Annotated in this window: 26 protein-coding genes; 17 read left to right on the top strand and 9 right to left on the bottom strand. The window is 32.7% G+C overall.

Annotation, left to right across the window (positions count from 1 at the left end):
* Positions 1 to 74 precede the first annotated feature (74 nt).
* Positions 75 to 551 (bottom strand): DsrE/DsrF/DrsH-like family protein, encoded by a 477-nt coding sequence (locus ACWJKE_RS05185; protein WP_220286877.1) that lies wholly within the window; start codon positions 549 to 551, stop codon positions 75 to 77.
* Between the two features lie 138 nt (positions 552 to 689).
* Here ACWJKE_RS05185 and ACWJKE_RS05180 point away from each other — a divergent pair, with 138 nt between their 5' ends.
* On the top strand, positions 690 to 1,031 hold the full coding sequence (locus tag ACWJKE_RS05180) for a hypothetical protein (protein WP_216304425.1): 342 nt from the start codon (positions 690 to 692) through the stop codon (positions 1,029 to 1,031).
* Between the two features lie 281 nt (positions 1,032 to 1,312).
* Here ACWJKE_RS05180 and ACWJKE_RS05175 read toward each other — a convergent pair whose 3' ends face one another.
* The 3 genes from ACWJKE_RS05175 to ACWJKE_RS05165 form a co-directional block, all read right to left on the bottom strand.
* Positions 1,313 to 2,035, bottom strand: coding sequence for a phosphatase (locus tag ACWJKE_RS05175; RefSeq protein ID WP_216304426.1), 723 nt, complete (start codon positions 2,033 to 2,035; stop codon positions 1,313 to 1,315).
* An 87-nt stretch (positions 2,036 to 2,122) separates the two neighbouring features.
* Complete coding sequence (locus tag ACWJKE_RS05170) at positions 2,123 to 3,145, bottom strand: metal-dependent hydrolase (RefSeq protein WP_216304427.1); 1,023 nt, start codon at positions 3,143 to 3,145, stop codon at positions 2,123 to 2,125.
* Between the two features lie 54 nt (positions 3,146 to 3,199).
* The gene (locus tag ACWJKE_RS05165; protein WP_462959203.1) at positions 3,200 to 3,841 is read right to left on the bottom strand and encodes a pentapeptide repeat-containing protein; all 642 of its coding nucleotides are present in this window, start codon (positions 3,839 to 3,841) and stop codon (positions 3,200 to 3,202) included.
* A 220-nt stretch (positions 3,842 to 4,061) separates the two neighbouring features.
* Between ACWJKE_RS05165 and ACWJKE_RS05160 the strand changes: the two genes are divergently transcribed.
* From ACWJKE_RS05160 to ACWJKE_RS05130, 7 genes are all read left to right on the top strand, one after another.
* On the top strand, positions 4,062 to 4,316 hold the full coding sequence (locus ACWJKE_RS05160) for a spore coat associated protein CotJA (protein WP_462959202.1): 255 nt from the start codon (positions 4,062 to 4,064) through the stop codon (positions 4,314 to 4,316).
* Complete coding sequence (locus tag ACWJKE_RS05155) at positions 4,306 to 4,581, top strand: spore coat protein CotJB (RefSeq protein ID WP_165414510.1); 276 nt, start codon at positions 4,306 to 4,308, stop codon at positions 4,579 to 4,581. Before ACWJKE_RS05160 ends, ACWJKE_RS05155 begins: the two co-directional genes overlap by 11 nt.
* A gap of 3 nt (positions 4,582 to 4,584) precedes the next feature.
* Positions 4,585 to 5,166 (top strand): manganese catalase family protein, encoded by a 582-nt coding sequence (locus tag ACWJKE_RS05150; protein ID WP_165414511.1) that lies wholly within the window; start codon positions 4,585 to 4,587, stop codon positions 5,164 to 5,166.
* A gap of 468 nt (positions 5,167 to 5,634) precedes the next feature.
* Positions 5,635 to 6,858, top strand: a complete 1,224-nt coding sequence (gene arcA / locus ACWJKE_RS05145) for an arginine deiminase (RefSeq protein WP_216304573.1) — start codon at positions 5,635 to 5,637, stop codon at positions 6,856 to 6,858.
* A 49-nt stretch (positions 6,859 to 6,907) separates the two neighbouring features.
* On the top strand, positions 6,908 to 7,906 hold the full coding sequence (gene argF, locus ACWJKE_RS05140) for an ornithine carbamoyltransferase (protein ID WP_216304574.1): 999 nt from the start codon (positions 6,908 to 6,910) through the stop codon (positions 7,904 to 7,906).
* A gap of 95 nt (positions 7,907 to 8,001) precedes the next feature.
* On the top strand, positions 8,002 to 9,423 hold the full coding sequence (gene arcD / locus ACWJKE_RS05135) for an arginine-ornithine antiporter (protein WP_216304575.1): 1,422 nt from the start codon (positions 8,002 to 8,004) through the stop codon (positions 9,421 to 9,423).
* A 23-nt stretch (positions 9,424 to 9,446) separates the two neighbouring features.
* The gene (locus ACWJKE_RS05130) at positions 9,447 to 10,568 is read left to right on the top strand and encodes an aminotransferase (protein ID WP_216304576.1); all 1,122 of its coding nucleotides are present in this window, start codon (positions 9,447 to 9,449) and stop codon (positions 10,566 to 10,568) included.
* A 159-nt stretch (positions 10,569 to 10,727) separates the two neighbouring features.
* Here ACWJKE_RS05130 and ACWJKE_RS05125 read toward each other — a convergent pair whose 3' ends face one another.
* The 5 genes from ACWJKE_RS05125 to ACWJKE_RS05105 all read right to left on the bottom strand — a co-directional run bounded on the left by ACWJKE_RS05125 (position 10,728) and on the right by ACWJKE_RS05105 (position 16,379).
* On the bottom strand, positions 10,728 to 11,435 hold the full coding sequence (locus tag ACWJKE_RS05125) for an MIP/aquaporin family protein (protein WP_216304577.1): 708 nt from the start codon (positions 11,433 to 11,435) through the stop codon (positions 10,728 to 10,730).
* A gap of 105 nt (positions 11,436 to 11,540) precedes the next feature.
* Positions 11,541 to 13,031 carry a glycerol kinase GlpK gene (glpK, locus tag ACWJKE_RS05120; RefSeq protein WP_462959201.1) on the bottom strand — a complete coding sequence of 497 codons (1,491 nt, stop codon included), beginning with the start codon at positions 13,029 to 13,031 and terminating at the stop codon, positions 11,541 to 11,543.
* A 261-nt stretch (positions 13,032 to 13,292) separates the two neighbouring features.
* Complete coding sequence (locus ACWJKE_RS05115; protein WP_220287842.1) at positions 13,293 to 13,658, bottom strand: DUF1667 domain-containing protein; 366 nt, start codon at positions 13,656 to 13,658, stop codon at positions 13,293 to 13,295.
* Positions 13,659 to 13,664: 6 nt separating this feature from the next.
* The gene (locus ACWJKE_RS05110) at positions 13,665 to 14,924 is read right to left on the bottom strand and encodes an NAD(P)/FAD-dependent oxidoreductase (RefSeq protein ID WP_304518689.1); all 1,260 of its coding nucleotides are present in this window, start codon (positions 14,922 to 14,924) and stop codon (positions 13,665 to 13,667) included.
* A 15-nt stretch (positions 14,925 to 14,939) separates the two neighbouring features.
* Complete coding sequence (locus tag ACWJKE_RS05105) at positions 14,940 to 16,379, bottom strand: NAD(P)/FAD-dependent oxidoreductase (protein WP_258280696.1); 1,440 nt, start codon at positions 16,377 to 16,379, stop codon at positions 14,940 to 14,942.
* Positions 16,380 to 16,646: 267 nt separating this feature from the next.
* Here ACWJKE_RS05105 and ACWJKE_RS05100 point away from each other — a divergent pair, with 267 nt between their 5' ends.
* The 9 genes from ACWJKE_RS05100 (at position 16,647) to aroE (ending at position 26,527) form a co-directional block, all read left to right on the top strand.
* On the top strand, positions 16,647 to 17,219 hold the full coding sequence (locus tag ACWJKE_RS05100) for a glycerol-3-phosphate responsive antiterminator (protein WP_165414344.1): 573 nt from the start codon (positions 16,647 to 16,649) through the stop codon (positions 17,217 to 17,219).
* A 503-nt stretch (positions 17,220 to 17,722) separates the two neighbouring features.
* Positions 17,723 to 19,048: an IS3 family transposase gene (locus ACWJKE_RS05095; protein WP_462959040.1), complete on the top strand. Its 1,326-nt coding sequence runs from the start codon at positions 17,723 to 17,725 to the stop codon at positions 19,046 to 19,048.
* Positions 19,049 to 19,181: 133 nt separating this feature from the next.
* Positions 19,182 to 20,195 carry a 3-deoxy-7-phosphoheptulonate synthase gene (aroF, locus tag ACWJKE_RS05090; protein ID WP_216304052.1) on the top strand — a complete coding sequence of 338 codons (1,014 nt, stop codon included), beginning with the start codon at positions 19,182 to 19,184 and terminating at the stop codon, positions 20,193 to 20,195.
* Between the two features lie 12 nt (positions 20,196 to 20,207).
* A complete protein-coding gene (locus ACWJKE_RS05085; RefSeq protein ID WP_216304051.1) occupies positions 20,208 to 21,068 on the top strand; it encodes a prephenate dehydrogenase in 861 nt (286 codons plus the stop codon).
* Positions 21,061 to 22,137 (top strand): 3-dehydroquinate synthase, encoded by a 1,077-nt coding sequence (gene aroB, locus ACWJKE_RS05080; RefSeq protein ID WP_216304050.1) that lies wholly within the window; start codon positions 21,061 to 21,063, stop codon positions 22,135 to 22,137. The genes ACWJKE_RS05085 and aroB overlap by 8 nt, the downstream gene beginning before the upstream one ends.
* 28 nt (positions 22,138 to 22,165) lie before the next feature.
* Positions 22,166 to 23,458 carry a 3-phosphoshikimate 1-carboxyvinyltransferase gene (gene aroA / locus ACWJKE_RS05075; RefSeq protein WP_220287794.1) on the top strand — a complete coding sequence of 431 codons (1,293 nt, stop codon included), beginning with the start codon at positions 22,166 to 22,168 and terminating at the stop codon, positions 23,456 to 23,458.
* A complete protein-coding gene (gene aroC, locus ACWJKE_RS05070; RefSeq protein ID WP_462953004.1) occupies positions 23,439 to 24,509 on the top strand; it encodes a chorismate synthase in 1,071 nt (356 codons plus the stop codon). Before aroA ends, aroC begins: the two co-directional genes overlap by 20 nt.
* Positions 24,510 to 24,522: 13 nt before the next feature.
* Positions 24,523 to 25,662: a prephenate dehydratase gene (gene pheA, locus ACWJKE_RS05065; RefSeq protein ID WP_220287790.1), complete on the top strand. Its 1,140-nt coding sequence runs from the start codon at positions 24,523 to 24,525 to the stop codon at positions 25,660 to 25,662.
* 40 nt (positions 25,663 to 25,702) lie between these two features.
* Entirely contained in the window at positions 25,703 to 26,527 is an 825-nt protein-coding gene (gene aroE, locus ACWJKE_RS05060; RefSeq protein WP_220287788.1) for a shikimate dehydrogenase, read from the top strand.
* Positions 26,528 to 26,530: the final 3 nt, after the last annotated feature.

Here is a 26,530-nt window from a genome sequence, read left to right as displayed (position 1 = left end):
AAGCTGGCACCTATAGAGTAAACACTTTTTTATGTGCTTACCCTATAGGTGCCAGTTTATTTATGCACTTACCCTTATATGAATAATTGTATATCTGATTCGAGAGCATCCTTTAGATAGTCCTTAGCCTCAATTACCTCAAGTTCTGGAATGAGTTCTTCCTTTTTAAGGCCCATAACTTCCATTGAAAGCTTACATCCATAAAACTTAACACCTTTTTTTACAGCACCTTCTAGAAATTTAGAAAGGGTAGGTGTTCCGTCTTCCTTCATCATAGCCTCAAGCATTTTTTTTCCGAAACCACTAAAATTCATGGTGGAAAGGGGTAATTCATCTGGACCTTTTGGAGTCATTGCACCCATAAGTTTCTCCAGCGAAGACTTACCTTCACTTGTATTTATATTTGGATTTCTCAATAAAAGCAGACCCCAAAAGGCGAAAAACATAGACACTTCCATTCCTAATTCTTTAGCTGAATTTGCCAGTATTAATCCAGCTAAAGCTTTGTCATATTCTCCACTAAACATTATAAGACTTAGTTTTTTATTCATTATAGCACCTCATTTTCTTTAGTATGTGTATATATTTACATATTTATTCTTATTCATTAATTGAATTTTTTTATAATAATGGGGAAATAATATAATAAATGTTGCAAAAATATTTATTATATTTAGGAGGATTATTGTATGAATTCTTTAGACAGACTATCAAATAAAAATAAATTTAAAAAAAGAAAACAAAGGGTTTGCCCTATTAACAGTTTAGCAGTGATAGGTGTCGCAATTGGAGGAGCTATTGCAGGTTTGTTCGTTCGAAGTTGTTGTGGCGAAATAAAAAATATTATTATTAGTAATGCAAAAGATATTGAAGAGGATATTGAAGAAGATACAAATACTAAAAGGGATGAAATTAAGCAAACATTGGATAAAGCACTTGATGAATCTGTAGGTGACGTAGGAATTGCAATGGAGAGGGCCTTTGAAGACTTGGAAGATGAGAAACAAAGCAAGGATGAGGTTATAAAATAATATGTATATATTAAATCAACTCCTGCGGAGCTGCACAGCATCGAAGAAGATGAATTGACGACTTCAGAAGGAGATTAATACCGCACTTATAGAAGTAGGAGACTTTCCTTCTGAAATGTCGTTAAACTTTGAGTTATAAAAAATGATTATATGCTAATAGTTAAGAAAGAGGATTAAAAACAACAGAGATTGGAAGCTTTTAGAAGCTTCCAATCTCTGTAAATGGTAAGAACTTTTTGAACAGTCTTATTTATGTCTGTTTAATGATTTTAGCTACTGTATTATATATTTTTACCTTTTTCTTTAAGAAATGATAATAACATTTTTTTATTAGTATTAATAATAAGTTCTTCAGGCATATTTATATCTCTAAGTAGTTTTTCTACAACACTAAAATTTCCTATAGAATAGCAGAAATGAGCATCACTGTTTACAATAATCCTTACTCCAAATTCTTTGCAAAGTTTTAGAATTTTAAGACAGTTTTTGTCACTGCCTTTTCTTGAAGTTACAAAAGAGCTATTATTTATTTCGATTAGTATATTTTTTTCTTTTGCTTTTTTTACGATTTCTTCCGCATGTATAGGGAATTTAGGATTTCCCATATGTCCTAAAATATTCACATAAGGATTATCCATAGCTTTTAAAATAGTAGCTGTATTTAAGTCTGCACTCTTTTCACCTTCCATTAGAGGTTCATGCATGCTTGCTATCATTATGTCAAGAACATTTTGTAGCTTTACTGGTATATCAAGATTACCTTCATAATCAATTATATTAGCTTCACATCCGTAAAGCATTTTAACACCGTATAATTCTCTTGGCAGCACTTTAAAATTTTCAAAATACCAAGGGTCGGGAGCCCCTGGCATATTAGGACCGTGATCTGTAACTCCTAATATCTCAAGACCTTTCTCACTAGCATATTTCGCATTCTCCATTAAAGTACTATATGCATGGCCACTAACTATAGTATGGGTATGTAAATCAGCAATAAACTTCATAAAATCTCTCCTCTCACTTTTCCATCTGTATATATTTAATTGTATCCCAAAATCCATGCTAGTGCTTAAAAAGGGGATATATTTTACTTATATTACTCTGAATTCTCCACCATAAACATTGAAACCTATCACGACTACTACAAATAATACTACAATATATATTACTTCAAATAAATTTCCAGTATCAGAGCCTGTGGTAATATGTGGTGGGAATTTAAGTTTAAACTTACCTATTTTTTCTAATATATTAACAAATTTATTATGAATACCTAATTTTTTCAATAACTGCGCAAGAAACCTGGGTATTGAAAGTATTGGTACTCCTTCTTTAGTAAATATATCAGCCCAATAAATATGACTTATATATCCAACGAAAAAACACCCCGTTAAATATTCATAGCCTAATTTATTAAATACATATGAAGCTGAAATAGTAAAAATAGTAACGCCTTCTATTGAGTGCAAAAATGTTCTGTGTGGGAATATTGCTATACAAATTAATAAAATACAAATAAGATAAATAAATGCATCGTTTAAATTAGTAACGTTATACATTGCTAAAATTGCACTCGAACCAATATAAGTTATAAGCATGGTCGACCTTTTGAAATTATTTGTTCCTTTACTAATTGTGGCGGATAATTTCTTATAAACTAAACCAATGATAGGAATCCTTTTGTAATACCTATCATTGGTGATTCCTAAAACTATAAAAAGGAAAGACATAAAATATGTGAATATCTCAGCATATTTACCTATATATTTTATCATTGTTAACTCTTGTACAATAGTTTTTGAATACCACAAAATCAGTGCCCCAAGTCCAATACTTAATAATAATTTTAGTAATAACTTTAATGATTTTTCCATATTATTTATTACTTTAGTACTTGTGCCTGAAAGTGGGTTCATTTGGTTTATCTTACTATTTTGACTATCTGCATCAACAAGTAATCCCGCCAGAGAGGCAGTTCCAAGGCCAATAATGCTTATTCCCATTGGAACATGTATATATTTATTGTTGAATATTGGCATTGAATTAATTAAAGGTATTGTCGCTACTATAGCATATGATAATATCGCTATTTTTTGGTGTGATCGCCCATTCATCTTATGTACTCCTTACTTCCGTTGATGTCATTGTAAATTTTTTTATAAATTACATTACATATTGTTTTTTAAAAACTTAATTATATAACTTAATGTGTGAAAATCACAATTTAAATCGGATTTAATGATATTTAATCCTTTAATTAAGGTATCCTCATCAAAGTTCTCTAATAATATTGTTAAATTTATCATGTTAATGCCACCATCTTTTGTATCTAGAACCCTTGCAGCCTTTACATATTTATTTTTCATTGCATCTAGAATAGCTATTTTAAGGTCCTCACTAATTTCAAATTGTGGCATTTCATCAAAAATTTTGATGTCTGAGTTTTTAATGCTAAGATTCTTAGCTTTTGTAACATCAGTTGACAAAAATATAGTATTTTTAAATTCCGCATCTTTAAAATCAACACCGTCTAGATTCACAGAATCAAATATAGTATTTTCAAATATAGTATTTTTGAAATCACTGCCTTTTAGATTTGTTCCAATAAATTCGGCCCACTTAAAGGTACACTCAAAAAACACACATGATTTAAAATGCGCACCTCTAAAATTTACAAAATTAAAATTAGAGTTTGAAAAATCACTATTATAACAATTGCTTCTCTCAAGATTTTTATACATAAAATTCTTACCTATTTTCTCTATGTTGTTGTAAATAAAATTACCTTTAACACTTTGATTCTTACCCATTTTTACCTCCATGGCAAATGCATTTATTTGCCTTCCTTAATATTAGTATACCTTAAAAAAACTTCTAACCAATTTTAAGGTGGTTAGAAGTTTTTACATTCATTATAAATAGTATACACAATTTCAATAAAAGTCAATAATTAATTAAAAGAAAACTATCACATTTTTAAATACGTGAATATAATATTATGTACTCAACAATATTATATGGAGGATTAAATTGGAACAGAATGAAATGAGAAAAAAAACAAACTGCCCAACATTGAGTAATTGTATTCCACAAGAAACTATAATAGAAAATGTTAGATTAGCCGCAGCTTACGTTCCGTACCAAAAACTTTGCACGATTTTTGCGCCTTTAGAAGCACTTAAAAGAGGAACTGCTTTCCCAGAACTTTATAGTCCGTTTGAGGGGGAAAACAAAAAAAATAGTCCATTTGCATCAAGTAAAAAGGGGAGAACTTATGAAGACTAAAATGGAACTTTTAAAACTAATTGTTGCTTCAGAATTTATGAAAGATGACCTAGGTTTGTTTCTTAATACCCATCCAATGGATCAAGAGGCTCTTGCAAAATATAATTTTTATGTGATGGAATCAAGAGGATTAAGAGAAAGCTATGAGATGAATTACGGAATGTTGTCTGACAACTCGCTGAGCCCTTATCCATGGCAGTGGATAAATAATCCATGGCCTTGGGAAACTGATGCTAATTTCAAACTTGAAAGGGGGGATATGTAATTTATGTGGACATACGATAAGTTTTTACAGTATCCAGTGAAAATTAAAAATCCAAATCCTGCAATGGCGAAAATTATTATTACTCAATATGGCGGACCGGATGGTGAATTAGGTGCCTCATTAAGATATCTGAGTCAGCGCTTTTCTATGATTACGCCTCAAGCTATAACAACATGTACTGATATTGGTACGGAAGAATTGGCCCATTTAGAAATGGTAGGTGCTATGGTTAGACAGCTAATGAAAGGTGCCAGTCTTGAAGAAATTGAAAAAGGAGGCATGAGTGGCTATTATGTGGATCATGGTAGAGGAGTATACCCTGTAAGTGCTTCAGGAGTACCCTTTAATGCTTCTTATCTTCAATCAAAAGGGGATCCAATTGTTGATCTAACAGAAAACTTAGCAGCAGAGCAAAAAGCAAGGGCCACTTATGAATATCTAATTAACATGGCAGATGACCCTGATGTATTAGATCCATTGAAGTTTCTACGAGAAAGAGAAATTGTTCACTATCAAAGGTTTGGTGAATCTCTTAGGATTGTTCAAGATTACTTACAGGAACCTCGTTTGTTTACAATGAGATAATGAATTATAAGTACACATATAAATGATAATAAAGCTTAGGATTGTGAAAACAATCCTAAGCTTTTAATTTATAAAAAAAATTTGCGGTTGACTTCCATATACAAAGATGGTAAAATCTTAACAGAATTATGAACAAATTATTAACAAAAATCATTAAACACATTTATAAGTATAAATAACCAAAAATAAGTTGAATGAATATTTATGCTTTAGTTTTATTATTATGCATATCAAATTAGATAATTGCGAATATATATACAAACAATCTGACGTTTTAACTTATCAAGAGGAGATGTATGTAGTATTATTGCGCAAAATAGAGATTTTCATAACCATATAGTGATAATTCAGGAGCAAAGCTAATAATCAAGATATATATGCAATTACAGTGAAATAATGGGGTTCCCTTATAAAATCGTACACTTTATAATGATAGTATAAATAAAAATGAATAGGAGGCCAAGTTAAATGGAATCATTTATAAATGTAACTTCTGAAATAGGAAAACTTAATAAAGTAATGCTACATAGACCCGGTAGAGAAATAGAAAATTTAGTACCAAATCTTCTTGAAAGATTGCTTTTCGATGATATTCCTTATTTAGAAGTAGCGCGAAAAGAACATGACATATTTGCAAAAATATTAAAAGAAAACGATGTTGAAGTTCTTTATTTAGAAGAACTTGTTACAGAGGCTTTGAATGAGGATCAAACAAAAAAAATATTTTTACAACAGTTTTTACATGAAAGCCACATTAGTAATAAAGAAATATATAAATCTCTTTATGATTATTTAATGTCAAAGCCTACAAGAGAAATGATTGATATACTTATGGCTGGAGTTAGAAAAAACGAAATAGCTGTTAAGGAGATTCATTCTCTAAGAGGATTAATAGGAACCCAGTATCCATTCTACTTAGATCCTATGCCTAATCTTTACTTTACTCGCGATCCAGGTGCTTCAATTGGAAATGGGATTACTATAAATACTATGCAAACTGAAGCTAGAAGACGTGAGACTTTGTTCCTAGAATTTATTCATGAATATCATAGCTCTTTCAAACAAAATGAAGTGCCACTTTGGTATGATAGAAGCCTCCCAAATAATATCGAAGGTGGGGACGAACTTATATTATCTGCCACAACCCTTGCAATAGGATGCAGTCAAAGAACTTCCCCTGAAGCTATAGAAGTTGTAGCAAGAAATTTGTTTGAAATACATACTACTTTTGAAAAAGTATTAGTACTAGAAATTCCATCTAGCAGAGCATTTATGCATCTTGATACTGTATTTACTATGGTTGATTATGATAAATTTACAATACACCCAGAGATAGAAGGACCACTTAATGTTTTCGAAATTACAAAAGGTGTCAATGGAGAATTAAATATTAAGCAAGAAAAAGATATATTACAAAATGTATTAAAATCTGCATTAAAAGTGCCTTCAGTTGATTTAATAAGATGTGGTGGTGGTGACGCTATTGTAGCGGCAAGAGAGCAATGGAATGATGGATCAAACACTCTAGCTATTGCACCAGGAAAAGTTATAACTTATGAACGAAATTATGTTACAAATGAAATTTTATCAAAACGTGGTGTAACAGTGCTCACAATGCCAAGTGCCGAACTTTCAAGAGGAAGAGGCGGCCCAAGATGTATGAGTATGCCACTAAATAGAGACAACTTATAAACACAATATAAAAACAATATAAAAACAACAATATTAGGAGGAATTTATTATGTTTAACTTAAGAAACAGAAACTTTTTAACTTTGATGGACTTTACTCCAAAGGAAATAAACTACTTTTTAGATTTAGCTAGAGATTTAAAAAGAGCTAAGTATGCAGGTACAGAACAACAGAAATTAAAAGGTAAAAACATTGCGCTAATATTTGAAAAGAGTTCTACAAGAACAAGATGTGCTTTTGAAGTAGGAGCACTAGACCAAGGAGCTCATGTAACTTACCTTGGACCTACAGGAACTCAAATTGGTAAAAAGGAATCTGTAGCAGATACAGCTAGAGTTCTTGGAAGAATGTATGATGGAATAGAATATAGAGGATATGGCCAAGAAATAGTTGAAGAACTAGCAAAATATGCAGGAGTTCCTGTCTGGAACGGATTAACAACTGAAGACCACCCAACACAAATTCTTGCAGATTTTTTAACTATAAAAGAACACTTTGACAAGCCATTAAGCGATATTGTGTTTGTATATGCCGGAGATGGAAGAAACAACATGGCAAATGCATTGATGATAGGCGCTGCTAAAATGGGTATGGACTTTAGAATTGTATCACCAAAGAGCTTATTCCCAGAAGCAGCATTAGTTTCAAAATGTAATGAAATTGCTAAAGAAACAGGAGGAAAGATTACCATTACAGATAGCGTTGATGCAGGAGTTAAAAGTGCAGATGTAATCTACACAGACGTATGGGTTTCTATGGGCGAAGCAGACGAAGTATGGGCATCAAGAATAGAATTATTAAGGCCATACCAAGTTAATATGGAAATGCTTAATAAGACAGGTAATAAAAACGTTAAATTCATGCACTGCCTACCAGCTTTTCATGATTTAAAAACACTTGTAGGTAAAGATATATTTGAAAAATATGGTCTTGAAGGTTTAGAAGTTACAGATGAAGTATTTGAAAGTACACATTCTATAGTATTTGATGAAGCAGAAAACAGAATGCATACAATCAAAGCAATTATGGTTGCTACACTTGGAAACTAGCCTAAAATAATTATAAAATTAATTGGTGAGGGCAATATTATTGCTCTCACCAATTTAAAATATGGCTAATACATTAATCAAAAGGAGATTACAAAATGTCTGATAGATCAAAAAAACTAGGGTTGTTTTCACTAACAGCATTAGTTATTACGTCCTCAATAGGTGCTGGTATATTTAGTATATCTAGTGATTTAGTATCTGGTGCTGCAGCAGGACCTGCAATTATTGCATGGATAATTGTTGGTTTTGGTGTTTTAATGTTATCGTTATCTTTTAACAATTTATTATTAAAAAAGCCTGAATTAAATGGCATATTCAGCTATGCAGAAGATGGTTTTGGAAAATTTGGAGGTTTTATTAGTGGATGGGGATACTGGTTATCATCTTGGCTTGGCAATGTAGCCTTTGCCACAATGCTTATGAGTATACTTTCCTACTTCTTTCCCGTCTTTGGAAATGGTCATAATATACCATCAATTATCGGTGCAAGTGTTTTTATATGGTTACTTACTTACATAGTTAATAGAGGAGTTGAAGAAGCCGCTGTTATAAATACACTAGTTACCTTATTTAAATTAATACCAATCTTTTTATTCATAGTAATAGGTATTATAGCTTTTAAGGTGGATTTATTTACATATCATTTTTGGGGAAACATATCTACTAATTTTAAGATATCAGATATATTCGTGCAAGTTAAAAGTTGTATGATGGTAATGATGTGGGTTTTTGTCGGTATAGAAGGGGCCTCTATGTTATCTTCTCGTGCTAATAAGAAATCTGAAGCAGGCAGGGCAACTGTACTAGGACTATTAGGTTTATTAATTATTTATGTTTTAGCTTCTATGATTCCTTATGGTCTTATGAGTAAAGAGCAACTAGTAAATTTACCAACTCCTACAATGGCGTATATCTTAAAAGATATTGTTGGGCCATGGGGAGCTACATTCATAAACATAGGTTTAATAATATCTATTTTAGGTTCATGGTTATCGTGGACAATGTTACCCGCTGAAACCACTCTTTTAATGGCACGTGCAAACCTACTGCCGAAAAAATTTGGTGAAGTAAATAAAGCTGGTGCGCCTACTTTTTCATTAATTATCACGGCGGCTTTAACTCAATTATTCATTTTCACTTTATTATTTACAGATAAAGCATATCAGTTTGCTTATTCAATGGGTACTGCTGCAATATTAATATGTTATTTATTCGTTGGAATGTATCAATTTAAAATATCTTATATCGACAGACATAAAAAAGGTGAAATAAAACAAATAATCATAGGTTTAATTACAGTAATTTTTGAAATTTGGGGAATTCTAGCTTCAGGAATAAACTATACTTTGCTTTGTCTTTTGGCTTATATTCCTGGGATTGCGTTTTTTGTAATGGCTAGAAAAGAAAATGGTGAAAAGAAATTACTAACAAAAAACCAATTTGTATTAACTTCTTTGATCGTTATTGGATCAATATATGTTATTTATCTATTAGCAATAAGTAAAATTACAATTTAAATTGTTGAAAAGAGGTTTTTAATATGAAAATTGCAAATTTTGGCGTTGAAGAATGGTTAAATGTTTGGGAAAATGATGCTATCTATGATATAGCAGGAAGCTCAATAGCTTCATTTTCATTAGAGGAAATAATATCTATAGATGGGACAACTCCAGAGGAATTTTTCCATGGACTATTAAAAACAAAAATGAACTATGGATGGATAGAAGGGTCCCCAGAGTTTAAAAAAGAGGTTAGTAAATTATATGAAAATGTTCCAGCTGAAAATATTCTACAAACTAATGGAGCAACTGGCGCAAATTTATTAGCTTTATATTCATTAATTGAGCCAAATGATCATGTGATTGCCATGCATCCTAGCTATCAACAATTATATGAGATTCCAAAGTCTTTTGGTGCTGAAGTGGAGTTTTGGGAAATTTATGAAGATAATGACTGGCTACCTAAGTTAGATGAATTAAAAAAATTAATGCGTCCAAATACAAAATTGATTTGTTTGAATAATGCAAATAATCCTACTGGGACTATTTTTGATGATAACTTTCTAAAAGAAATAGTTAAGATTGCGGATGCTGTGGGTGCTTACATTTTAGTTGATGAAGTATATAAACCTTTAGATTCTGACATTTCTGTTTCATCAATAGTAGACCTATATGATAAAGGGATTTCTACAAATAGTCTATCAAAAACATATTCAGTTCCAGGAATACGTGTTGGTTGGATTGCTAGCAATAAAGAATTAGCAGATTCATTTAGGAAGTATCGTGATTACACTATGATTTGCGCAGGTGTTTTTGATGATTATCTAGCTGTTCATGTATTAAAAAATAAAGAATTAGTCCTAGATAGAAATAAAAAAATTATCCATACGAATTTAGAAATTGTTAAGGAATGGATTAAAAATGAACCTCGCGTTTCATTAGTGTTTCCGAAATATGTTTCTACATCATTTATAAAATTAGATATACCTGTTGATATTGAACAATTCTGCATAGATATTTTAAAAGAAAAAGGAGTTCTTTTAGTTCCAGGCAATCGTTTTGATGTTCCGGGGCATGCTAGGTTAGGATACTGTTCGCATTCAAATATATTAATAAATGGATTAAAAGAGCTATCTGCTTATTTAACAAAGTTTGATAAATAATCTAATCTAAAATAATTTATACTTACAAAGTTAATATATTTTACAAATAAAAAAGTTTACATGGAAGTCATAAGATGAAAATACTTACGGCTTGCATGTAAACTTTTAATTTAGTTTATTGAGGATCTATGTGTTCCAATTTAATGACTACATGATTTACTAAAATACAGCTACCCAAACTAATGCTGCAAGTACTGCTCCAACTATTGGGGCAAATACTGGAATCCATGAATACGCCCAATCAGAATCTCCTTTACCGGCTATTGGTAATATTGCATGAACAATTCTTGGTCCTAAATCTCTTGCTGGATTTATTGCATATCCCGTTGGTCCACCTAAAGAAAGTCCTAAACCCAAAATTAATCCTCCAACAACAAATGTTGGTAATCCTGCAGCAGCTGTAACACCACCTATACCTAATATAACAAAAACCAATACAAATGTTCCGATTACTTCAGTTAAAAAGTTTGAAGAATACTTTCTAATTGCTGGTCCTGTACAAAATACTGCGAGTTTTCCAGCCTGGTCATCTGTTGCCTTCCAGTGTTCTAAGTATGTAAGCCATACTAGTGTAGCTCCAGCCATAGCTCCTAACATTTGGGCTATAACATAACCAGGCACTTGCGCCCAGGAAAATTTTCCAGCAACAGCTAAAGCAATAGTAAGCGCTGGGTTAAAGTGAGCACCGCTTATTGCACCAAAAATGAACGCTGGCAACATAACGGCCATTGCCCAACCAGATGCAATTACAATCCATCCGCTATTTTGAGACTTACTTTTGTTTAGTACACTGCCTGCAACTACACCGTCTCCTAAAAGAATAAGTATCATAGTACCAAAAAATTCAGCTAATAGTTTTGTTGACATTTTATTTTCCCCCTAATTTTCGAATATCTTTATAGATGAAATGTATTGCATTTCATCTATATTTGAATACATTTCATATCATATCATATTATAGCTTTATTTTCCTTATTTCGACCAATTTCTTGATCTTCCAATAGCTTTATGCCATCCTTTTAAAAGTTCTACTCTCTTTTCTTCTCTCATTTTTGGTTCAAAGGATTTTGATAGTGCCCAATTTTTCGCAATTTCCTCTTGATCTTTCCAATATCCAACTGCCAGGCCTGCTAAATAGGCAGCACCTAACGCTGTTGTTTCAATTACTTTTGGTCTGTCAACTTGAACATCTAATATATCTGACTGAAACTGCATTAAGAAGTTATTAGCACATGCACCACCATCCACCTTTAATGATTTAAGTGTAATACCTGAATCTTCTTGCATAGCTTTTAATACATCATTTGTCTGATAAGCTAAGGATTCAAGTGCTGCTCGTATAAAGTGTTCTTTCTTAGTTCCACGAGTTAAACCAACTATTGTTCCTCTTGCATATGGATCCCAATATGGAGCACCAAGTCCAACGAATGCTGGCACCATATATACACCATCTGTATCTTCAACAGCACAGGCATACTCTTCTGATTCAGGTGCGGTCTTTATCATTCTTAATTCATCTCTTAGCCATTGAATAGTTGCACCTGCAACAAATACACTTCCCTCAAGAGCGTAGTTAACTTTGCCATTAATGCCGTAAGCTATAGTTGTAAGTAAACCATTGTGGGAATCAACTGCTTTTTCACCAGTGTTCATTAATAAGAAGCAACCAGTACCATAAGTATTTTTAGCCGTTCCAGATTGATAACAAGTTTGTCCAAACAGGGCAGCTTGCTGATCACCGGCTGCGCCAGCTATTGCAATTGGAGAACCAAATATTGAATTATCGGTGTATCCATAAACACAGCTTGATGGTTTTACTTCTGCAAGCATTGATTTAGGTATATCTAAAGTACTAAGTATTTCATCGTCCCATTTCAATTCATGAATGTTGTATAGAAGTGTTCTTGAAGCATTTGTATAATCTGTTACATGAACCTTTCCATTTGTTAATTTCCAAATTAACCATGTATCAATAGTACCAAATATTAAATTACCTTTTTCAGCCTCGTCTCTAGCACCAGCAACATTATCAAGTATCCATTTAACTTTTGTTCCAGAAAAATATGCATCAAGTATAAGTCCAGTTTTATCGCGTACTACTTTATTAAAGCCTACAGTCTTTAATTCATCACACATGCCAGCGGTTCTTCTACATTGCCAAACAATTGCATTGTATACAGGAACTCCAGTATTTTTATTCCAAACCACTGTAGTTTCTCTTTGATTAGTAATACCAATAGCGGAGATATCTTTTGCTGTGGCACCAATTTTAGCCATAGCTTCTTGTGCCATACCTAATTGAGTAGCCCAAATTTCCATAGGGTCATGCTCAACCCAACCTGGACTCGGAAATATTTGTGTAAACTCTTTTTGAGCTACGCTTGCAATAAGTCCTTCTTTGTTAAATAAAATGCATCTTGAACTTGTTGTTCCTTGATCTAGTGCCATTACATACTTAGCCATAATTTGTACACTCCTTTTTCGGTTTAATAGTAATCGTTTACTTAATGATTTATGGAAACACGATATTAATTAATATAATATCGTGAATTATTATTGGATTAGTTGTTAATGTTAAATCATCACCTGCGCAGCGGCAGTATCAACGACTTCAGAAAGAAATTTATACTCTCACTGAAGTTTTTTCTTTATTATAGTGTATAACCCCCTCTTATAGAAGAAGGGGTTATATACTATTACTAATATACTATTAAAGTAATACTATTAGACCACTTTAACGTTCTTAGTTGCTATAATATTCACTCCGGTGTCAAGTATGTTTTCTAGAACCACATCACCTATAGAAATAGGAGCTTTTACTATAACATTTTTTAATGCTCTTACGCAGTCATAAATCATATCCTTTGGAATATCTCTCTCAGTTTTAACAGGAAGTATCTCATTTTCCCCACCTGAAACTAAAACAGAGGATGTAACGACTCTTGTTGGATTAGTGCATTCTTTCTTGCCGTAGGTTTCTCCCAGCTTACAGGTATTTCCTTTAACGCTAATAACTTCTTTGCCCTCAAGCGCTACCACAAGAGCACAACCTATTGGACAGCCTATGCATGTTAATTCCCTTGTACTCATAGTTAACTACTCCTTTTCTACCTTTATGGTAATCTTTTTACAGTTACTATATTTATCAAAAACTGCTTTAGTTAATTTAACGCTTTCCATTTCGCCTGGTGTAAGAATCTTTTTCTTTAAATGCATTTCGCGCACATCATCAAAATAAACAGATATATAAGCAGATTTATGTACCTCACCAACCCTAAATCTAACATCTATTATGTTATCGATATTTTCAGGATTGATAGTACTTGGTACTGTATACCTAACTCCGTCTGTCGCGAAGATCTCAATACTCTTTCCGGCATGGTAAATTCCTTTTATATAATCAGAAGCATTTCTACCAGCAGTGTAGCTTTCAGTGGTTACATTATCTACTAAATCATGAACGTGAAGCACATTGCCACAGGTAAATATTCCAGAAATGCTCGTCTGCATGCTTTCATCTACCTCAGGACCCCCAGTAACTCTGGAAAGTTTAACATTAGCTTTTCTAGAAAGTTCATTTTCGGGTAGAAGGCCAACAGATAAAAGTAATGTATCACAAGCAATGTATTCCTCAGTTCCCTTAATTGGTTTTCTATGGTCATCAACTTGAGCTATAGTAACTCCGCAAAGTCTATCATGCCCATGTATATTTGTTATAGTGTGACTTAATTTTAAAGGAATATTAAAATCGTCTAAGCATTGTACAATATTTCTCTTAAGTCCACTTGAATGAGGCATTAGTTCTACACAAGCCTTTACATTTGCACCTTCGAGGGTCATTCGTCTTGCCATTATAAGTCCGATATCTCCAGAACCAAGTATTACTACTTCTTTTCCTGGCATTAGACCCTCAACATTAACATATTTTTGAGCTGTTCCAGCTGTATAAATACCTGCGCATCTTGCACCTGGTATGTTTAAAGCTCCTCTTGGTCTTTCTCTGCATCCCATTGCAAGTATAACTGCTTTTGCCTGGAGCTCCAATATACCATCTTCTGTATTTACAGCAGTAACTTGTTTACTATCATTTACATCTAGAACCATGGTATTTAGTTTATACTCGATATTAAGTGCAATAACCTTGTCAATAAACCGTTGTGAATACTCAGGACCAGTAAGTTCTTCTTTAAAGGTGTGAAGACCAAAACCATTATGAATACATTGATTGAGAATACCACCTAATTGATTATCTCTTTCTATAATTAAAATGCTGTTTATCCCTTGATCCTTTGCAGAAACTGCAGCTGCAAGGCCTGCTGGACCTCCACCAATTATGATTAAATCATATTCTTGCATATATATTCCTCCAATTTATAAAGATTGTTTATTTTTGCCAGTGAGCAGTATAGAATTTTCGCCTGATTTTGTGATGGCGCATCGTGGTATATTAAGTTCTCTTGAAAGAATATCTACAACTTTTGTTGCACAAAAGCCCGATTGGCATCTCCCCATTCCAGCTCTTGTCCTTCTTTTAACTCCATCAAGTGTTTTTGCTCCAAGAGGTCTTCTTATAGAGTCTATAATTTCACCTTCTGTTACAGTTTCACACCTACAAACAATTGTTCCATATTCAGGTATTTCCTTGATTATTTTTTTTCGCTCATCGTTTGACATTTCTCTAAATTTTCTTGTACCTTTTCGTATAGGGTTGAATTTTACATTTTCCTGCGGTGCTAATTTTTCTGTTACTATATCAGCTACCATTGCAGCAATACTTGGAGCACTAGTTAAACCTGGAGAATCAATTGCTGCTACATTAATAAAGTTCTTAGCGTCTTCTGCTTCCCCAATTATAAAATCATTTCCCTCGCATTTTGATCTATTCCCTGCAAAAGAAGTTATAACCATATTCATAGGAAGTGGCATTTGGATACTTAATTGAGCATTTAAAACGATATCATCGATGCCTTCGCGAGTTGTACTAAGATCAGCTTTGTTATCTTGATCTACAGCATTAGGTCCAATTAGAAGGTTACCATCAACAGTAGGGGTAACTAAAACTCCTTTTCCAAGTTTAGTTGGAAGTTGAAAAATAGTTTTTGTAACTAAATCTCCGCAAGCTTTATCAAATAAGACATATTCTCCTAGCTTGGGAAGTATTTTAAATTTATTATTGCTTACCATATTATTAATTTCATCCGAAAATAAACCGGCTGCATTTATTACTACTTTTGTTTCAATGTCGCCTTTATTAGTTTTTATAACGTAACAACTTTGTTTTTTTTCTATATTAAGGACCTCAGTTCCAAATTCAAATTCCACGCCATTGGTGTATGCGTTTTCAGCCATAGCAATAGTCATTTCATATGGGCAAACAATTCCTCCTGTTGGAGCATATAAGGCACCGACACAGCTCAATGTTACATTAGGTTCCATTTCTCTAACTTGATCTCCATCAAGAATAGCTAAATTAGGTACTCCATTTTTTTCGCCTTGTTCTAGTAATTCTTTAAGATCATTCATGTGTTTCTCGTCGAAGCACAGAACCAATGATCCATTCCTCTTAAATGGGAAATCTAATTCCTTTGCAAGCTTTGTATACATTTCATTACCTTTTGCGTTTAATTTTCCCTTAATAGTACTTGGATTAGCATCATACCCTGCATGTACTATTGCACTATTTGCTTTTGTTGTACCAGAAGCAACATCACTAGATTTTTCAATAACACATGTTTTTAAATTATATTTAGATAGCTCTCTTGATACTGAGCAGCCAATGATGCCAGCACCAATAATAGTTACGTCAAACATCCTTTTACCTCCTAAGTGCAAATAAAAAGAGAACCTTGATTAATAGGTATAAAATACCCATACATCAAGGCTCTCTTTTCTCCGCCTTTACTTATTTAAGTACATACTAACATAATAATTAAAGAAGTACAAGTCCCAATTAAAAACATACATAATTTCGAAACAACAACAGAATGATGTGAATTTGCTTGAATGAGAAATGAGAATGTGATAGTATTTAATTAATTATATCTTATAAACCTAAATAAATTTTTGGAGGGTACATCATTGGAAAACCTAGAACAATTATTAATAGAGAACCCAGTTATTGCAGCCATACGAAATGAGCAGGATTTAAAAAAAGTGATTCTTAGTAATGTTCATATTGTGTTTGTCTTATATGGGAGCATAATAAATTTAAAGAAAACATGTGAGGACCTTAAAGAGGCGGGCAAAGTAGTATTTGTTCACGTGGACTTAATAGAAGGATTAAAGGCAGATTATGCAGGGCTGCTTTTTCTAAAACAATGTGGAGAACCTTATGGAATTATAACTACAAGGGCAACAAATATAAAAAATGGGAGAAAGCTAGGATTCTGCGCTATACAGAGAATATTTGCAGTAGATTCTTTGGCTTTAGAAACGGGAATAAGAAATATACAATCTGTAATTCCAGATGCTGTAGAGGTTATGCCTGGGGTTGCAAGTAAGATTATTAAAAATATAGGAAGTGCAGTGAGAGTACCAATTATAGCAGGGGGATTGATTCAAAATAAGAAGGATATAATGGAATCAATTAGCGCAGGAGCAATGGCTATTTCAACGTCAAAACAAGAATTATGGGGTTTATCTGAAGAATAGTAAAGATGAGATTTTCTTATAGGAACATAAGTTGGTAATTAGTTATCAACTTATGTTCCTATAATTTTTGAGAAATAGACCATTGACAAACATGTTAACATGTTATATCATTTAAACATTAAAGAATTTGAAGATATTAATTTAAACTTTTGTGAGGTGTTATTATTATGAAAAATATCATTATTAAGGAAATCAATAAAAAAGTATATTTTTATTTTAGCTGGGGCTATCGTTATTTTAGCGTTAGTTACTTTTTGTGCAAAAAAAAATATATGGTTTTTTTAAATAATGAGTTTAGTAATAAAACTATGATACCAGCGTATGCTGATTTATAGAAAGTAAACTAAGTCTGTACGCAAGGAGGACTCATTATAGGGGTTCTCCTTTTTTAAAAGGAAGACCCATTATTATAATGGTACCTATAGGAAGGACACTTGAAAAAAAAGTGTTTGGATTATAGGTATTTTTTTCGTATAATTTATATATAGATAGGATGGTGGCAAATGAGTAAGATTTTATTTACCCAAAAAGATATTATAAACCTTGAAAATAATAAAAATGTTAAAAAAGTTAGTGAATATGCGATCACATATAATTATGAATTTAAAATATTATTTATAGATGAATATATAGCTGGAAAACTACCAAGACAGATTTTTGCCGAAAATGGGTTTGATATAAATGTAATTGGATTAGGCAGAATCGAACAATCAGCATATAGGTGGAGTGCAGCTTACAAAAAAGATGGAATAATTGGGTTAGAAGACACAAGGAAAGGGGCAAGTGGTAGACTACGCTCTACCGAGCTTACAAAAGAAGAAATAATAGAGAGGCAAGATGCTAAAATAAAACTGCTTGAGGCACAGGTAGAATTGTTAAAAAAATTAGACGCGAAAGAAAGGCAGGTGGTACAAAAAAATAACAAAATCAAATCAAGCGATGTTTTTAAAACTATAAAAGAAGTTATTGAAAAATATAGCTTTAAAAATGTAACCAGATACTTATGCGAATTATCAGGAGTGTCTAGATCTGGGTACTACAATTATATTGCTTCAAAGGATATACAGATTGAACGCGAGCAGCGTGATTTAGAGGATAGGGACTTAATATTGAAGGCGTTTAATCGAAGGGGTTATAAGAAAGGCTCTAGATCTATTAAAATGACTTTGAAAAATGAATTTAATATTATATATAGTATAAAACGTATCCGTAGGATTATGAACAAATATGAAATAATATGTCCTCACAGAAAGGCAAATCCATATAGAAGAATTGCTAAAGCAACGAAAGAGCATAGCGTAGTAAAAAATATTTTGAATCGTGAATTCAAGCAGGCTACGCCAGGAAAGGTTCTTCTTACTGATATAACATATTTACCATACGGTAATAGTAAAATGGCTTACTTATCCACAATTAAGGACTCCTCAACAAATGAAATATTAGCGTATCAAACTTCAGATAGAATAACACTTGATATAGCCTTAGATACAATAAAGAAGCTAGTTAAAAACAGACGAGTAACGTTAACAAAAGATGCCTTTATTCATTCAGATCAAGGTAGTCATTATACAAGTCCAACATTTCAAAAGCTACTAAAAAAGCACAAATTATCGCAGTCAATGTCGCGTAGAGGTAACTGTTGGGACAATGCCCCTCAGGAATCATTTTTTGGACATATGAAAGATGAGATAGATTTAAAGTCCTGTACTACGCTTGAAAATGTTAAGAAAATGATAGATAGGTATATCACATATTATAATAATTATAGATACCAGTGGGACTTGAAAAAGATGGCTCCTGTACAATACAGAAACCATCTCTTAGCTTGATAGCACCTTTTTTTAGAGTGTCCTTGACATAGGTAACAGTTTATATAAGGGGTCTTCCTTTTTTTATAATTTTTTATAAGTTAAATGACTTATTAAGACTAAGATCAAAATAATATTTTAGGAGGAATTTTAAATGGTAATCGTAATGAAATCAACTGCAAAACAAGAACAGATTATGAATATTAAGAAAAAACTTGAGGGGTTAGGTTGTGCCATCTTTATTACACAGGGAGAAAACTGTTGCATTTTAGGGATTGTTGGAGACACAAGTTCAATAAATGCAGGCCAGATTGAAGCAGAGGAATGTGTTGATAATGTTATGAGAGTTCAAGCTCCTTACAAAAGAGCTAATAGACTTTTTCATCCTGATGATTCATTAATAAAGGTAGATAACAGAATAATAGGTGGAAAAGAACTAGCGATAATTGCAGGGCCTTGTGCTGTGGAAAGTGAAGAGCAATTGATAACTATTGCAAAAGATGTAAAGCTAGCAGGAGCTAATTTTCTAAGAGGCGGAGCTTACAAACCTAGAACTTCTCCATACGCATTTCAAGGAATGGAGGAAGAAGGATTAAAAATATTATTAGAAGCAAGAAAAATAACGGGGCTTCCAATAGTAACTGAAGTTATGAGTGTTGAACTAGTTGATAAAATATCGCAATATGCTGATGTACTTCAAATTGGAGCTAGAAATATGCAAAATTTCGATCTTTTAAAAGAAGTAGGAAGATGTAATAAGACAATACTTTTAAAGAGAGGTATGAGTGCAACAATTGAAGAACTTCTTATGTCTGCGGAGTACATAATGTCTGAAGGAAATCAAAATGTAGTTTTATGTGAAAGAGGTATTAGGACCTTCGAAACTTTCACAAGAAACACCTTAGATTTAAGTGCAATTCCAGTACTTAAGAGGCTTAGTCACTTGCCAGTTATAGTAGATCCAAGTCATGCCGCTGGTAAATGGTGGTTAGTAGAGTCACTTGCGAAAGCAGCTATAGCAGTTGGTGCAGATGGTCTTGAAATTGAGGTGCATAACGATCCTACCAATGCATTGTGTGATGGACAACAATCATTAAAACCGGAGAAATTTGAGGATCTTGTAAATTCCATAAGAGTAATTGCAAAAACACAAAATAGAATAGTTTAAGAGGTGGTAAATTTGGATTGTACAGACTTTAACATTACAATTGTAGGATTAGGACTTATAGGTGGCTCCTTTGCTATGGCACTAAGAGAATTAAAACCTAAAAATATTTGGGCTATTGACATTGATAAAGATGTTTTAGATATAGCTGAGGAAATGAACATTATTGATAAAGGATATACAAGTCCAGAAATACCACTTAGTAATTCGGATATTGTGATACTTGCAGTTTATCCTCAAAAGACTATAGATTTTGTGAAAAACAATATGAACTTATTTAAAAGTGGAGCAGTTATTACAGATACTGCTGGAATTAAGAGTAATTTAATAAGTGAAATTATGATTGAACTTAGAGATGATTTAGATTTTATCGGTGGTCACCCAATGGCTGGAAAAGAAGAATCAGGGCTCAAGGCTGCAACTAAAGATATGTTTAAAAATGCTAACTATATCTTGACACCAATTAATGGAAATAAAGAGGAGAATATAAATTTAGTAACGGGGATAGTTAGGGGAATGGGGTGTAAAAGTGTGGTACGACTTACACCGAATCAGCATGATGATATAATTGCTTATACAAGCCAGTTACCACATGTTATAGCTGTTTCCTTAATAGATTGTAATAGTTTAATTGTCGGAATACCCCAGTTTGTTGGAGGAAGTTTTAAGGATACCACTAGAGTTGCTACTATAAATGGTGAATTATGGCCTGAATTACTTTTTTATAATGAAGAAAATATAGTTAGCAAAATCGAAGACTTTGAAAATAATATAAAAGAAATAAAAGATGCAATAATAAATCATGATGAAGCTTTTCTAAAGAAAAGGTTTGAGAATGCAACTAATAAGAGAAAGGAGATAAGCAAAGGTGTATAGTATAGAAGTTAAAGCTTCTAGCAGAAGCTATCCAATATACATTAAGAATGGATTACTAGAGGAAATTGGAGCAGAAGTTAAGAAGATATATAAAGGAAGAAAAATAGCCGTAGTAACAGATTCTAATGTTAATGGATTTTATGGGCAAAAGCTTATTTGTTCATTAAAAGAGTCAGGATTTGAAACTTTTAAAATTGTTGTAAAAGCTGGTGAAGAAAGCAAGTCCTTCGAAACTCTTTTAGAGGTGTATGATAAACTTTTAGATTTTAAGATAAACAGAGGAGATATTATAATTGCCTTAGGTGGTGGAGTTGTTGGAGATATGAGTGGTTTTGCAGCCGCAACTTTTTTAAGAGGGATTCCACTCATACAAATTCCAACTACATTACTAGCACAGGTGGATAGTAGTGTAGGTGGTAAGGTTGCAGTAGATTTGCCTCGTGGAAAGAACCTTGTGGGAAGTTTTTATAGCCCTACAGCAGTTTTTATTGATCCATTACTGCTTGGAACACTTAATGACAAGTTTTTTAGTGATGGAATGGGTGAAGTTATAAAATATGGAGCAATAAAAGATAGTGAGCTATTTTATACATTAATGAATTATGAAAACAAAGAAGCCCTTTTAAAAGAGATAGATAAAATCATTTATACTTGCCTTAGTATTAAGGCCGCTATTGTTGAAGATGATGAGTTGGATACTGGGGGCAGAATGTTATTAAACTATGGTCATACCATCGGTCACGCAATTGAGCAATTCTTTAATTTTGAGGTGTATTCCCATGGAGAAGCAGTGGCAATGGGGATGTATTCTATAACAAAACTAGGAGAAGAACTAGGAATGACTAAAACTGGAACAGCAAGTGCTATAAAAGATATTTTAATTAAGTATAATTTGCCTTGGATGTTACCTGAAATAAAAAGTGAGAATATAATTGAGACTATTAGTCATGATAAGAAAAACATTGGGGAATCCATGAATTTCATATTAATAGAATCCATTGGAAATAGTTTTATTGAAAAAATTAATGAAGCTAATATTAAGGGTTATCTGCAAAAAATTCTTAAATAATTATTATATTGAATTGAGGTGTTCGTCGATGAAGTCAGTTATAATTCAACCTTTTTCTTTGAATGGAAAAGTCAAAATTCCGCCTTCAAAATCATTATCCCATAGAGCGGTTATAGCTGCAGGATTAAGTGGCGATGAATGTGCCATTAATAATATTAGTATGTCTGAGGATATAATAGCTACTTGTGAAATAATGGAGAAACTTGGAGTTAAGATTAAACAATTCCCAAACAATCTTGTGGTATGTGGAAAAGGTAAGCTTCAGCTTGCATGCGGTGGAACTTTGGGAAGCGAGCTACAATGCAATGAAAGTGGATCAACACTACGTTTTTTAATTCCTATAGCAATTTTAACTGGAGAAAAAATAATCTTTAAAGGGAAGTCCAAACTAGTACAAAGAACACTTAAACCTTATTATGAAATTTTTGATAAGCAGAATATAAAGTACACTACTAACAATGGTTGTCTTCCTTTAACAATACACGGGAGCCTTAAACCTGGGATTTTTGAACTAAGAGGAGATGTAAGCTCTCAGTTCATTACCGGTCTTATTTATGCGCTGCCTCTATTAAATGGAGAGTCAACGATTAAAATTACTAGTTCCATAGAATCTATTGGGTACATAGATTTAACCCTAGATGTGCTTTCTAAATTTGGGATAAAGGTAGAAAATAATAATTATAGAGAATTTAAAATAAAAGGAAATCAACATTTCATGAAAAGAGATTATAGAGTTGAGGGCGATTTTTCTCAAGCTGCATTTTACCTTGCTGCTGGTGTTTTAGGTGGAGAAATTGAATGCATTGATTTAAATATGGAATCACTTCAAGGAGACAAAGTAATATTGGACATAATTAAAAATATGGGCGGAAAGATTACTATTGAAGATGGTATTATAAGGGCTTCAAAATCAAATTTAAAAGGCACCGTTATTGATGCATCACAATGTCCTGACCTTGTACCAATTGCTGCGGTGCTTGGTGCTTTAAGCGATGGAACAACAGAGATCATTAATGCTGCTAGAGTTAGAATAAAAGAATCTGATAGATTAAAAGCTATAGCAACAGAGCTAAATAAAATTGGAGCAGAGGTTATTGAAAGAGAGGATTCACTTCTAATTCATGGTAAACCATGGCTTAAGGGCGGAATTGTAAGCAGTTGGAATGATCATAGAATAGCTATGGCTATGGCAATTGCTTCAATTAGATGCACGCAGAAGCTCACAATTGAGGATAGTGGGGCAGTGAAAAAATCCTATCCAGAGTTTTATGAGGATTTTAAGGGGTTAGGAGGAAAAGTTAATGAGCGGACAATGGGGTAAAAAAGTAAAGTATTCCATCTTTGGAGAATCGCATGGAAGAGGAATAGGAATAATTATTGATGGATTACCGCCAGGTATAAAGCTTGATATGGATTTTATTAATAGTGAAATGCAAAGACGCGCTCCAGGACGAGATGAATTTTCAACTAAAAGAAAAGAAGGTGATAAATTTGAAATACTAAGTGGATATTTTAATGGATATACCACAGGGACACCTCTTTGTAGCGTTATTTTTAATGAAAATCAAAATTCGAAGGATTACGATAAGTTAAAGGATTTAGTAAGACCGGGTCATGCTGATTTTACAGGAAAGGTTAAATATTCAGGCTTTAACGATTATAGAGGTGGCGGACATTTCTCAGGAAGAATTACAGCACCACTTGTTTTTGCAGGTGCTGTTGCGAAACAGATACTTTTTGATAAGGGAATCGAAATAGGAAGTCACATTTTAAGTATTGGGAATGTGTTTGATAGTTATTTTGATGGGGTCAATTTAAAGAAACAGATATTAGCAGATATTCTAAAGAAAGATTTTCCTGTAATTGATGATTCAAAGGGAAAAGAAATGAAGAACATTATATTAAAGGCGAAGGAAGAAACAGATTCGGTTGGAGGTATAATTGAAGCTACTATATTAAATGTGCCTTGTGGACTGGGGGAACCATTCTTTGATTCTATAGAGAGCAATTTAGCTCAATTACTATTTTCTGTGCCTGCAGTTAAGGGGGTAGAATTTGGCATGGGCTTTCAAATAACAAAACTTCGGGGAAGCGTATCAAATGATGTACCGTGCATTAAAAATGGGAGTGTATTGACGAAAACTAACAATAATGGTGGAATTAATGGTGGTATTTCTAATGGAATGCCGATAGTTTTTAGGGTAGCTATGAAACCAACACCTTCTATTGCAAAAACTCAAGATACCATTGATATGGTGACTTGTGAAAATTCGGAAGTATCTGTTACAGGAAGGCATGACCCTTGCATAGTTTTAAGAGCGCTAGCAGTGATAGAAGCTTGCGCTGCAATGAGTATTTTAGATTTTATTTGAAGGATGTGCTTTAATGAGTAAATTAGATGATTTTAATATAGATAATTTAAGAAGTGAAATTGATAAAATTGACTCAAGCCTTGTATCATTATTTGAAAAGCGTATGGAAGTAGTTTTAAAGGTAGCTGAATATAAAAAAAATAATCATATGGAAGTTTTAAATAAGGCTAGAGAAGAAATAGTTATAAAGAAGAATTTAGACTTAGTTAAAAATAAAAATTTGTTTTTAGAGGTAGAAGAATTTTTCAAATCCGTTATGGAAATAAGTAGAGGGTTTCAAAACAAAAATTTAAATCGGGAGGGGGCTTTTGCTACTGAGAAAAAGCTAACAGTTGGTTTTTATGGCGTAACAGGTTCCTTTAGCGAACAAGCTTTAAAGGGATATTTCGGTGAAAATGTGGACGCAAAAGCAATAAGTGAGTTTGAAGATATATTTTTGCAATTGAAATATGGGAAGATAAATTATGGTGTTATCCCTATAGAAAATTCTTCCACAGGAGCAATATCCGCGGTTTATGACCTTCTAAATAAATATAATTTTTATATAACAGGAGAAAAATATCTTAAAATAAGCCAAAACTTAATGGGAATTAGAGGATCAACACTAGATGATATCAAAGAGGTTTACTCTCATCCACAGGGATTAGAGCAAAGTATGGAATTTTTAAAAGGCTACAAGCAGTGGAAGTTAGTTCCCTATAACAGCACTGCAAAAAGTGCGCAGTTAGTTAAAGATAGACAGGACAAAACCTTGGCAGCCATAGCTAGCGCTAAGGCAGCGGAAATATACAACCTTGAGATTTTGCAGAAAAATGTAAATTCAAATGCAACAAATATGACTAGGTTTGTTGTTATTGGTAAAGAGTTGGAGTCAACTAGCGGAAACAATAAAACAAGCTTAGTTTTATCTACTACCCACAAGGCAGGTTCGCTCTATCATGTTTTAAAGCATTTTGAAGAAAATGGTATAAACCTTTTGAAAATTGAATCTAGACCAATAAAGGATAAGCCATGGGAATATTTCTTTTACATAGATTTCCACGGAAACATAGATGAAGATAAAATTATATCTTCAATTAAGTTAATTAAAAAGAATAGCCGTTATTTTAAAATATTGGGCAATTATAAAAGTGAAATGATTGACAATGAATAAATGATATTAGTAAGTTTTACTTAAGAAATGAGGGTGAGTTATGTCAGGGTTATATGGTTTACTTGGAGAAAAACTATCACATAGTGTTTCGCCGCAAATACATTCAATGGTATTTAATAAATTGAATATGAAGGGTTATTATCATCTCTTCGAATTTAAAAGCAAAGATCTGAAAGCAGCAATGGCCGGATTTAATGTTATTAAACCAAGAGGTATTAATGTAACTATTCCTTATAAAATTAAGGTTATGGAATTACTTGATGAGGTTAGCATAGAAGCAAAAGCGATAGGATCTGTAAACACCCTAAAGTTTGAGGAAAACAAAACTATTGGATACAACACAGATTACTTTGGAATTGGAATGCTTTTCAATAAGTATGATATTGAAGTGAAAAATAAAAAAGCAACAATACTTGGAAACGGTGGAGTAGCAGTTACTGTGGTTCAATATTTATTAAATAAGGGAATAACTGAAATTACTGTAGTTACAAGAGATATCTCAAGGATTAAGGAAAACAGCAAATTTAATGGTTGTAAATTGATTTCTTATAATGAAATTCAAGGGCTTAAAGAGTCAGATATAGTGGTAAACTGTACACCACTTGGAATGTATCCTAATTTGGACAATTCTCCAATTGAAAAGAAACATATTGGTAAATTTGGCGCCGCTGTAGATATGATCTACAATCCTAAGGAAACCCTATTTTTAAAGTATGCGAAGGAGACGGGTTTAAAAGCAGTTAATGGTCTTTATATGCTAGTTGGCCAGGCAATTGCTGCTCAGGAAATCTGGAATGATATTAAGATCCCAAAGATAATAATTGATGAAATTTATGATGAACTAGAAAAGGGAGTAGAAAATTAAAAG

Source organism: Clostridium sp. CM036 (genome assembly GCF_055081135.1).
The sequence above is the reverse complement of the archived record's forward strand: the minus strand, read 5'-3'. Positions and strand labels throughout refer to the sequence as shown.